General features: G+C 62.2%; 9 protein-coding genes and 1 other RNA gene. 5 read left to right on the forward strand and 5 right to left on the reverse strand.

The features are described 5' to 3' along the window. Positions 1-326: a transfer-messenger RNA gene (gene ssrA / locus AC1DYX_RS22725) on the reverse strand; the annotation flags it as partial. Positions 327-466: 140 nt separating this feature from the next. Continuing rightward, the gene (locus AC1DYX_RS22730; protein WP_477263045.1) at positions 467-1,066 is read right to left on the reverse strand and encodes a glycine zipper 2TM domain-containing protein; all 600 of its coding nucleotides are present in this window, start codon (positions 1,064-1,066) and stop codon (positions 467-469) included. 356 nt (positions 1,067-1,422) lie between these two features. On the opposite strand from AC1DYX_RS22730, the gene AC1DYX_RS22735 reads away from it, so the two are divergent. Then, the gene (locus AC1DYX_RS22735) at positions 1,423-2,931 is read left to right on the forward strand and encodes an aryl-sulfate sulfotransferase (RefSeq protein WP_477263047.1); all 1,509 of its coding nucleotides are present in this window, start codon (positions 1,423-1,425) and stop codon (positions 2,929-2,931) included. 104 nt (positions 2,932-3,035) lie between these two features. Here the strand turns inward: AC1DYX_RS22735 and AC1DYX_RS22740 are convergent, their stop codons facing one another. The 3 genes from AC1DYX_RS22740 to ompA all read right to left on the reverse strand — a co-directional run bounded on the left by AC1DYX_RS22740 (position 3,036) and on the right by ompA (position 5,298). Further along, positions 3,036-3,743 (reverse strand): HAD family hydrolase, encoded by a 708-nt coding sequence (locus tag AC1DYX_RS22740; protein WP_477263049.1) that lies wholly within the window; start codon positions 3,741-3,743, stop codon positions 3,036-3,038. Positions 3,744-3,755: 12 nt separating this feature from the next. Beyond that, the gene (gene ubiG / locus AC1DYX_RS22745; RefSeq protein ID WP_477263051.1) at positions 3,756-4,463 is read right to left on the reverse strand and encodes a bifunctional 2-polyprenyl-6-hydroxyphenol methylase/3-demethylubiquinol 3-O-methyltransferase UbiG; all 708 of its coding nucleotides are present in this window, start codon (positions 4,461-4,463) and stop codon (positions 3,756-3,758) included. 118 nt (positions 4,464-4,581) lie between these two features. Beyond that, complete coding sequence (gene ompA, locus AC1DYX_RS22750) at positions 4,582-5,298, reverse strand: outer membrane protein OmpA (RefSeq protein WP_477263053.1); 717 nt, start codon at positions 5,296-5,298, stop codon at positions 4,582-4,584. Positions 5,299-5,694: 396 nt separating this feature from the next. Here ompA and gyrA point away from each other — a divergent pair, with 396 nt between their 5' ends. From gyrA to serC, 4 genes are read left to right on the forward strand one after another with little or no spacing between them, the layout of a single operon-like run. After that, complete coding sequence (gyrA, locus tag AC1DYX_RS22755) at positions 5,695-8,310, forward strand: DNA gyrase subunit A (RefSeq protein ID WP_477263055.1); 2,616 nt, start codon at positions 5,695-5,697, stop codon at positions 8,308-8,310. A gap of 41 nt (positions 8,311-8,351) precedes the next feature. After that, a complete protein-coding gene (locus AC1DYX_RS22760; RefSeq protein WP_477263057.1) occupies positions 8,352-8,540 on the forward strand; it encodes a hypothetical protein in 189 nt (62 codons plus the stop codon). Further along, positions 8,537-9,091, forward strand: a complete 555-nt coding sequence (locus AC1DYX_RS22765; protein ID WP_477263059.1) for a DUF2059 domain-containing protein — start codon at positions 8,537-8,539, stop codon at positions 9,089-9,091. The genes AC1DYX_RS22760 and AC1DYX_RS22765 overlap by 4 nt, the downstream gene beginning before the upstream one ends. Before the next feature lie 13 nt (positions 9,092-9,104). Next, the gene (gene serC / locus AC1DYX_RS22770; RefSeq protein ID WP_477263061.1) at positions 9,105-10,211 is read left to right on the forward strand and encodes a 3-phosphoserine/phosphohydroxythreonine transaminase; all 1,107 of its coding nucleotides are present in this window, start codon (positions 9,105-9,107) and stop codon (positions 10,209-10,211) included. Positions 10,212-10,253: the final 42 nt, after the last annotated feature.

Genomic DNA, 10,253 nt, shown 5'->3' on the forward strand with positions numbered 1-10,253 from the left:
CAAGCACTCTACAGACAGTTCTACATACTTAGCACTGTCTTTTAATTTAACCAGTACAACGGGGACGTGCACCCTGTGTACAAGCGAGTTACCTTAAATTTCGGAAGCAACCAAGTAACCCGGTTGAGTCCTAGCCTCTGTAAATGACTCTACTTGCCTTGCGGCACACCCCAGAGGCGAGGTGGTGTAGAGCTAGCAGCGATTAGGCTGCGAGTGCGTACGAGTTATCGTTTGCAGTTATTGATTTCTGGATGTATTTACGAGGTAACCAGTCCTCGGTATGCCCTGTTCTGCTTTGCAACCCACGTCGAAACCAGGTCGCCCCCAGAAAGAGAATGATCATTGTACCGCAATCGGCCGGCGATTGCAGTGGGGCAGGCCCCACGTTTGCGCCAGGCCGAGGCCCTGATGCGTCCTCATCCCCGATATCGGGACGAGGGACTCGCATTCAAGGCCCGGGCTGCGATCAGCGACCCTGGTTCTGGTTCTGGTTCTGGTTGGCGATCTGGTTACCGAGCATGCCGCCACCGATGATGCCGGCGACCGTTGCCAGTTTGCGGCCGTTGCCGCTGCCGACCTGGTTGCCCAGCAGGCCGCCCACGACGGCGCCCGTGCCGATCGCGACGTAGTTCGGTTGTGCCGGTTGTGGTGCGGGCTGCGGTGCCGGTTGACGGTACGTGGGCGCATCGTTCTGGGCATAGCTCGTGTGGTGCGTCGTGTGGTGCGGCGCCGGTTTCGCCGGCACTTCCTTGATCACCGTTTCCTTGATGATGGTCGGTGCCGGTTGGGCACTTGCGACGGCCGGCTGGGCGTATGCGCCTTGCGCCGGCTGCAGGCCCTGCGGTGCCGTTGCATCCGCGGCCATCGGCAGGGCCGGGGCGGCAGTCGGGGCGGCGGCGTAGGCCGGGTTCGTTTGCGTGGTCGTCGCGCCTGCCTCAGGTGCGCCGTGCGAGTTCGGCAACAGGCCGGTGATCGCGGCCGTGCCGGCCAGGCTGACGACGATGACGGACACTGCGGCAGCTGCCGTCAGCGGGTGGATACGGGAAGTGGTCTTGGTCGTTTCCATTTTGTCTGCTCCTGAGACGTTGTTGTCGTATGGCTGTAGATTACCGGGGAGCATCCGGTAGAGATAGACGATGCAATGTATCAATCGTAAAGATATGTAAATGACGGGCTGACTCATGGCGGACGTGTCCGCGGCGGCGTGTTCGGGAAAAACGCAATTGCTGTATGATTGTTCGCAAAGCGTGTTCCAAAAATTCAACGTCTGCCAGGACGTTTTTTTCCTGATTTCCCTTACATAGGTGCAGTATTGCAATACCGCTTGGACCAGCGGACACCACCGTCATTGGTGGTAGAGGCGAATCCAGGTGCAGATGTCTTCTTCAAATTCATACGGCACTGCCGGTTTGGGAGACTTCGATGCAATTCTTGCGTAACGTCAGCTTATGCCTGATGTTGGTGCTGGTGGCGTCCTGCGGTGGCGGGTCGAGCCAGCAACCGGATGCCATGCTCGGCGAGGTGGTGGTCACCACCAAGGCGCCGGGACCGACACCTTTCATCGCGCACGTGGGCATCCGGATCGAGCGAGCCGATCTCGTGCGTTCAGTGTCATACACGATCGAGCCCAAGCCGGGCACGGTATCCCGGCCGGTGTCGATCACCTACAGGAACGCTTACCTGGTTGGTCGCCAGCTGCTCGACGTTGCAAACCGGCACCTGGACCTGCCCGTCGTCGGGCTGTATGCGGCCTACCAGAACAAGGTTTCACTGCAATTCACCTTTGCTGACGGATCGACGCGCTCGGACAGCGCGGTCATCGATACCGCGGTTTATCAGGAAGCGCCGCCACGCTACACGGCATTGGACGTCAAGACGTCGCGCCAGCCCGGCATCACGCTCGGTTACGATTTCATGCTCTTGAAGAATCTTGTGACCACGCCTGTCGTCATCGACACTGACGGCAACATACGTTGGGCCGGAACGGGTGTCAGCAATGCCCCATCGGCGACCTTCCTCGCTGGTCGTTTCCTGATTGGCAGCGGTGAAGCGCCGACGCTTTATCGCATCGAACTGGACGGCACAACAAGCACCGTGAACCTGTCCGATCCCACTTTCGCTAATTTTCATCACGACTTATTTCCCGGCAAGGTCGGTCTGTTGGCGGAAGTGGACACGCTTGCCGGCGGCACGAAGATTCTGGAGTCGACACTGGCGGAAATCGATGCTGACGGGCGCGTGCTCAAACAATGGGACATGGCGGCGATCTTTCGCGCGGCGATGTCCGCAGGCGGCGACGACCCGTCCGGTTTCGTGCGTGACGGCGCTGACTGGTTCCATATGAACTCAGCCATCTATAGCCCCGCCGACGACTCGCTGATTGTCTCGAGCCGCGAGAACTTCGTGGTCAAGCTCGACTATCAGAGTGGACGCATCCGCTGGTTGTTGGGAGACCCGAACAAGTACTGGTACGTGGGTTACCCCTCGTTGCGCGCGCTGGCATTGAACCTGACGTCAGGCAAGATGCCGGTCGGCCAACACTCGCTTTCGATTGCACCCGACGGCAAACTCATGCTTTTTAATAACGGGACGGCAAGTTTCAACAACCCCGCCGGCACCCCGGCGGGCGTCAACCCGGGCTTCAGCGCCGTGTCCAAGTATGCAATCGACGAGGCAGCGCGCACGGCTGCCGAGGTCTGGACTTACGAGCACAATCGCGATCTCTGGTCCGATATCTGTTCCAGCGCCTATCAGGTGAACCAAGGCAGTTACCTGATCAATTACTCGACTGCATACGGGCGCACACGCGCGAAGTTGGTCGGGCTCGATGCGAGCGGCAACGTCGCGTTTGACTACGAATATCCGACTCAAGACTGCGACACGAGTTTCAATGCCGTGGCTGTCGATTTCGGTTCGCTAGTGCTGGATTGAATTAAATGCCGGTATTTGGACAGTGGAGTGATCAAAAGGAAGAGGGGAGTTCCGCGTAGTTTCGGCCGTGTCGGTAAGCCACGCGGAACGAAGAAGAGGGCGATTCAGGCAGCCGTTTCGGCGGTATGCGCCGCATTCGCCAGCTGTCGGAGCATCTGCAGCAGCTGTTGCGGTGTGTCAAGCAGGTGGTCCGCGCCCCAGGTCGCGGGATCGATCGAGCCGCAATAGCCCCAGTTGCATGCCACGGTAACCATGCCGGCAGCGCGGCCCGCTTCGATGTCGCGCAGATCGTCGCCCACGTACCAGCAGTGCGCCGGGGCGATGTCCAGGCGGCGGGCGGCTTCCAGCAGCGGGGCCGGGTGGGGCTTTGCGTGCGGCGTCGTGTCGCCCGAGATCACGCAACCCGCCTGCGCGAGGCCGATCAGCGGCACGAGCGGATCCGTGAAGCGCGCGGGCTTGTTGGTAACGATGCCCCAAGCCATGCCGGCCGCCGCGATGCCGTCCAGCAGATCGGATATGCCATCGAACAGCGTGCTGTGCACGGCCATCGCCGACTGGTAGCGTTCGAACCACTGCATGCGCAGTTCTTCGTAGCCTTCGTCGCCCGGTGCCAGGCCGAAGGCGGCGCCGATCATGCCGCGGGCGCCGGCCGAGGCGGTCGGGCGCAGGACCGCATACGGCGTCGGCTCGAGGCCGCGCTCGGTGCGCATCCAGTTGACGGCGGCCGCGAGGTCGGGCGCGGTGTCGGCCAGCGTGCCGTCGAGGTCGAACAGGACGGCGCGCGGCGCGGGCAGGGAAGAAGAAAAGGTCATGGAACGATACTTTTAAAGCGGTTTGCTGCAGGCCATCATGTAGTTGACGTCGGTGTCCTGGTTCAGCGAATAGATCTGGGTCAGCGGATTGTAAGTCAGGCCTTTCACGCCGTCGACGACGAGACCGGCTTCGCGCACGAAGGTCGACAACTCGGCCGGTGTGATGAACTTGGCGTAGTCGTGGGTGCCGCGCGGCAGCATGCGCAACACGTATTCGGCGCCGATGACGGCGAACAGATACGATTTGACGTTGCGGTTCAGCGTGGAAAAGAACACGCGGCCGCCCGGTTTGACGAGCGTCGCGGCGGCACGCACGATGGCTGCCGGATCCGGAACGTGCTCCAGCATTTCCATGCAGGTGACGACGTCGAACTGGCCGGGCTCTTGCGCGGCCATGTCTTCCGCCGCCACCAGCTTATAGCGCACCTCGACGCCCGATTCCAGGCTGTGCAGGTCGGCAACCTTCAGCGCCTTCTTCGACAGGTCGATGCCGGTCACCTTCGCGCCCTTGCGCGCCATGGACTCGGAGAGGATGCCGCCGCCGCAGCCGATGTCGATGACATTCTTGCCAGCCAGCGGCACGCGCGCGTTGATCCATTCCAGGCGCAACGGGTTGATGTCGTGCAGTGGACGGAATTCGGACGTCGGGTCCCACCAGCGGTGGGCCAGTTCACTGAACTTCTGGATCTCCAGGGGATCGGCATTGGTCGTCGTAGTCATAGGACGGAATGATAGCGGAAATGGATAGTGGTACGGATGGGACAGCGAAAAAAAGAACGTTTCCTTCCGGCCATAAAAAAACCCCGCCGAAGCGGGGTTGGTCAGGTGCCCGGCAGGATTACTGCTTCTGGCTGCGGGTACCGACGACTTCGATTTCCACGCGACGGTTCTTGGCGCGGCCAGCGGCGGTCTTGTTGTCTGCGACCGGCTGTTTCTCGCCTTTGCCTTCGGTGTAGACGCGGTTGGCTTCCACACCCTTGCTCTGCAGATAAGCCTTGACGGCTTCGGCGCGGCGGACGGACAGCTTCTGGTTGTACGCATCGGTGCCGACCGAGTCGGTGTGGCCGACGGCGATGATGACTTCCAGGTTGATGTCTTTCAGCTTCGAGGCCAGGTCGTCCAGCGACGCCTTGCCGGCCGGCTTCAGCACGGCCTTGTCGAAGTCGAAGAAGGCGTCAGCCGAGTAGCTCACTTTTTCCGAGGTCGGAACCGGAGCCGGAACCACTGCCGGGGCCGGAGCCGGTGCAGGTGCCGGAGCGGCGACCGGCGGCGGCGGCGGAGCGACGCACTTGCCGTTTTCCAGACGTTCAGGTTCCACGCACAGCGGTGCGTCGCAGCCCGGGACCGCGTCAGCCGGGGTCCAGTAGCCCGTACGCCAGCACAGGCCGAACGGGTCGCGGGCGATGACACCACGGGCATCCTGCACGTAAGCGCTGTACGGCGTGCGAGCCTGAATATCGGTGGTCAGCGGCGCATACGGAGGCGCACTTTGCGCGGATGCGCTGCCCGCCATCGCGGCCGTAGCTGCGAATACGAGAGTTGCCAGTTTATTCATATTTTTTCTTCCTTTCGGTAAAATCTTTTAGCGGCGAAACTGTTTTAAGGCAATAAGACGTGGGCACAAGATTAACACTCGAGAGAGCATGTCAGTTTCGCATTGTGAAACAAGCAATTAACGTCTCGGCCATTTTGCCACATACGCCACATCCGCACGACCGAGCGTCAAGCAATTGCCCCGCATGCCAATTGTGACGTTGTTTCTGCGCAACAAGGTGTCAATAAGCGGACTCAAGCTTGACGAACGTTTATGACGGGAATGTGTCATGACGCTAATTGTGCCAGTTTGTTAATCCCTTTGCTTGCCGTCCAAATGCGTTGCTGATAGGTCGGCCGTGGTAAAATCATGAGCTTGGAATTCGATAAATCAGCCTGAAAGCGTCGACCCCGCACAATGGATCAATTCGCAAAAGAAACAGTCCCAATTTCACTGGAAGAAGAGATGCGCAAGAGCTACCTCGATTACGCCATGAGCGTGATCGTGGGCCGCGCTCTGCCGGACGTGCGCGACGGTCTGAAGCCCGTGCACCGTCGCGTCCTGTACGCGATGCACGAGATGAACAACGTGTGGAACCGTCCCTACCTGAAGTGCGCGCGCGTGGTCGGCGATACGATGGGTAAGTACCACCCGCACGGCGACGCGTCGATCTACGACACGCTCGTGCGCATGGCCCAGGACTTCTCGCTGCGCTACACGCTCGTGGACGGGCAGGGCAACTTCGGTTCGATCGACGGCGATTCCGCCGCGGCGATGCGTTACACCGAGTGCCGCCTGGACAAGATCTCGAACGAACTGCTGGCCGACATCGACAAGGACACCGTCGACTTTCAGCCGAACTATGACGGCAAGGAAAAGGAACCGACCGTCCTGCCGACGCGCATCCCGAACCTGCTGATCAACGGCTCGTCCGGCATCGCGGTCGGCATGGCCACGAACATTCCGCCGCATAACCTGTCCGAAGTGATCAGCGGCGCGCTGCATGTCCTCAGGAATCCGGACTGCACGATCGACGAGCTGATCGAGCTGATTCCGGCGCCGGACTTCCCGACGGCCGGCATCATCTACGGCGTCTCGGGCGTGCGCGACGGCTATCGCACGGGCCGCGGCCGCGTGGTGATGCGCGCCAAGACGCACTTCGAGGAATACGGCAAGGACGGCGGCCGCATCGCGATCATCGTCGACGAGCTGCCGTACCAGGTCAACAAGAAGTCGCTGCTCGAGCGCATCGCCGAGAACGTGCGCGACAAGAAGCTGGAAGGCATTTCCGACATCCGCGACGAGTCCGACAAGTCGGGCATGCGCGTCGTCATCGAGCTGAAGCGCGGTGAAGTGCCGGAAGTCGTGCTGAACAACCTGTACAAGCAGACCCAGCTGCAGGATACGTTCGGCATGAACATGGTGGCCCTCGTCAACGGCCAGCCGAAGCTGCTGAACCTGAAGCAGATGCTGGAGTGCTTCCTGTCGCACCGCCGCGAAGTGGTCACGCGCCGCACCGTGTTCGAACTGCGCAAGGCGCGCGAACGCGGCCACATGCTGGAAGGCCTCGCCGTCGCGCTCGCGAACATCGACGACTTCATCGCGATCATCAAGGCCGCGCCGACGCCGCCTGTCGCGAAGACGGAGCTGATGGCGCGTGCGTGGGATTCGTCGCTCGTGCGCGAGATGCTGACCCGCACCGAACTGGGGGCGTCCGGCGGTATCGACGCGTTCCGTCCGGAGCACCTGCCGAAGCACTACGGCATGCAGCAGGACGGCCTGTACAAGCTGTCGGACGAGCAGGCCCAGGAAATCCTGCAGATGCGCCTGCAGCGCCTGACCGGCCTCGAGCAGGACAAGATCGTCAACGAGTACAAGGAGGTGATGGCCCACATCGCCGACCTGCTCGACATCCTGGCCCGTCCGGAGCGCGTCACCAGCATCATCGTCGACGAGATGGGCCAGATCAAGACCGACTACACGGAAAACGGCAAGGACCAGCGCCGTTCCGCGATCGAGCACAACGCGAGCGACCTGGAAACGGAAGACCTGATCACGCCGCAGGACATGGTCGTCACCCTGTCGCACACGGGCTACATGAAGTCCCAGCCGATTTCCGAATACCGTGCGCAGAAGCGCGGCGGCCGCGGCAAGCAGGCGATGGCGACGAAGGACGAGGACTGGATCGACCAGCTCTTCATCGCCAACACGCACGACTACATGCTGTGCTTCAGCAACCGCGGCCGCATGTATTGGCTGAAGGTGTGGGAAGTGCCGCAGGGTTCGCGCAACTCGCGCGGCAAGCCGATCGTGAACATGTTCCCGCTGCAGGACGGCGAGAAGATCACGGTGATCCTGCCGCTGTCGGGCGAGAACTCGACGTTCCCGGAAGACCACTACGTGTTCATGTCGACGAGCCTCGGCACGGTCAAGAAGACGCCGCTGCGCGACTTCAGCAACCCGCGCAAGGCCGGCATCATCGCCGTCGACCTGGACGAGGGGGACTTCCTGATCGGCGCGGCCCTGACGGACGGCAAGCACGACGTGATGCTGTTCTCGGATGCAGGCAAGGCCGTCCGCTTCGACGAGAACGATGTGCGGCCGATGGGCCGCACGGCGCGCGGCGTGCGCGGCATGAACCTGGAAGAGGGCCAGAACGTGATTGCGCTGCTGGTCGCCGAGAACGAGCAGCAGTCCGTCCTGACCGCCACCGAGAACGGCTTCGGCAAGCGTACCCCGATCACGGAGTACACGCGCCACGGCCGCGGCACGAAGGGCATGATCGCGATCCAGACGACCGAGCGCAACGGCAAGGTCGTCGCCGCCACGCTGGTGGATGAGACCGACGAGATCATGCTGATCACGACCGGCGGCGTGCTGATCCGCACCCGCGTGGCCGAGATCCGCGAGATGGGCCGCGCCACCCAGGGCGTGACCCTGATCGCGGTGGAAGACGGCACGAGGCTGTCCGGCCTGCAGCGCGTCGTCGAGACCGACATCGAGGAAACGGAACTGGAGCCTGCCCCCGAATAGTAGGGTGGGCACGGGGTGCCCACCCTACATCGAGCTCCGGAATGGACGGCACCAGAAAAAAGCCGCCGCGCGCCACGCCGGCGGCTTTTTTATTTCGCATTGTGGCACTTCCGTGGGAAATGGCAGTGGTTGAGGATTTTTTGCAAGTTTCGTGCGAAAATCGAGGAACCCGCATTGTCATGACGGGAAAGCAAGCCCCCGCCCTAGCCATCATTCAAGGATATTCGTGAAGAAATCACTCGCCGCCATCGCCTCCGTCATTGCCGTCACCTGCGCATCCGCCGCGTTCGCCGCGACGCCGGTGCCGTCCGCCGATCCGGCCGTCGTTGCCGCCACCAAGCAGATGCTGACGTCGATGAAGCTGCGCGACGTGATGGTGGCGTCGCTGAAGCAGGCCGACCAGCAGATGCCGTCCCAGCTGGCGGCGTCGATGAATGCGATGATCGATGGCGACGCGACGCTGAGCGCGGAGAAGAAGGCCGAGGCGCGCAAGAAGCTCCAGGAAGCGCTGCCGAAGCTGACCGAGCAGACGCACGCCATCTTCACCGACCCGACCCTCGTCGACGACATGCTGGCCGAAATGGTGCCGCTGTACGCCGAGACCTATACGCTGGACGAGATCCGCCAGCTGTCCGCGTTCTACGCGTCGCCGCTGGGCCAGAAGATGCTGGCGAACATGCCGGCGCTGATGAGCCGCAGCATGGAGATCAGCAACCGCGTGATGCTGCCGCGCGTCCAGAAGATGATGGCCCAGAGCGCACAAAGCATCGTCGGCAAGTAAGGAGGCAGGCAGAATGACCCAGGTGTACAACTTCTCCGCCGGCCCCGCCGTCCTGCCGAAGGAAGTCCTGCGCCAGGCGGCCGACGAGATGCTCGACTGGCACGGCAGCGGCATGTCCGTGATGGAAATGAGCCACCGTGGCCCGGAATTCATCTCGATCGCGAAGCAGGCCGAGGCCGATCTGCGCGAGCTGCTGGCGGTACCGGCCAACTACAAGGTCTTGTTCATGCAGGGCGGCGGGCTTGGCCAGAACGCCATCACGCCGCTGAACATGCTGGGCCGCAAACCCCACGGTGCCGCGGGCGGACCGGCCACCATCGATTTCGTGCACACGGGTTCGTGGTCCGGCAAGTCGCTGAAGGAAGCAAGGCGCTACGCGAACGTGAACGTGGCCGCGTCGGGCGAGGCGAGCCGCTTCACGACGGTGCCGCCGCAGGACACGTGGAAGCTGAGCGCGGACGCCGCCTACCTGCACCTGTGCACGAACGAGACCATCGACGGCGTGGAGATCGATTACGTGCCGACGGTACAGGGTGATACGCCGCTCGTCGTCGACATGTCGTCGCACATCCTGTCGCGCCGGATCGACGTGTCGAAGTACGGCGTGATCTTCGCCGGCGCGCAGAAGAACATCGGCCCGGCGGGCCTGACGATCACGATCGTGCGCGAAGACCTGCTCGACCACGCGCTGCCGATCTGCCCCGGCGTGTTCAACTGGCGCGCCGTGGCGGATGCCGAGTCGATGCTGAACACGCCGCCGACGTACGCGATCTATATCGCCGGCCTCGTGTTCGCGCACCTGAAGAAACTGGGCGGCGTGGCCGAGATGGAACGCCGCAACATCGAAAAAGCGCGCCTGCTGTACGCGGCGCTGGACGCCGACGATTTCTACCAGAATCGTGTGGCGCCCGAATATCGCTCGCGCATGAACGTACCGTTCTACCTGCGCGATGAATCCTTGAACGAACAATTCCTGGCCGGCGCCAAAGCGCGCGGCCTGCTGCAACTGAAGGGCCACAAGTCCGTCGGCGGTATGCGGGCATCGATCTACAACGCGATGCCGATCGAGGGTGTGCAAGCCCTGGTCGATTATTTGAACGAGTTCGCGGGCCGCCGTTGATCGGCCCTCGTAGGGTGGGCACCCCCGTGCCCACGCGTAACG

The sequence above is a fragment of the Massilia sp. P2_C2 genome, from assembly GCF_056404615.1.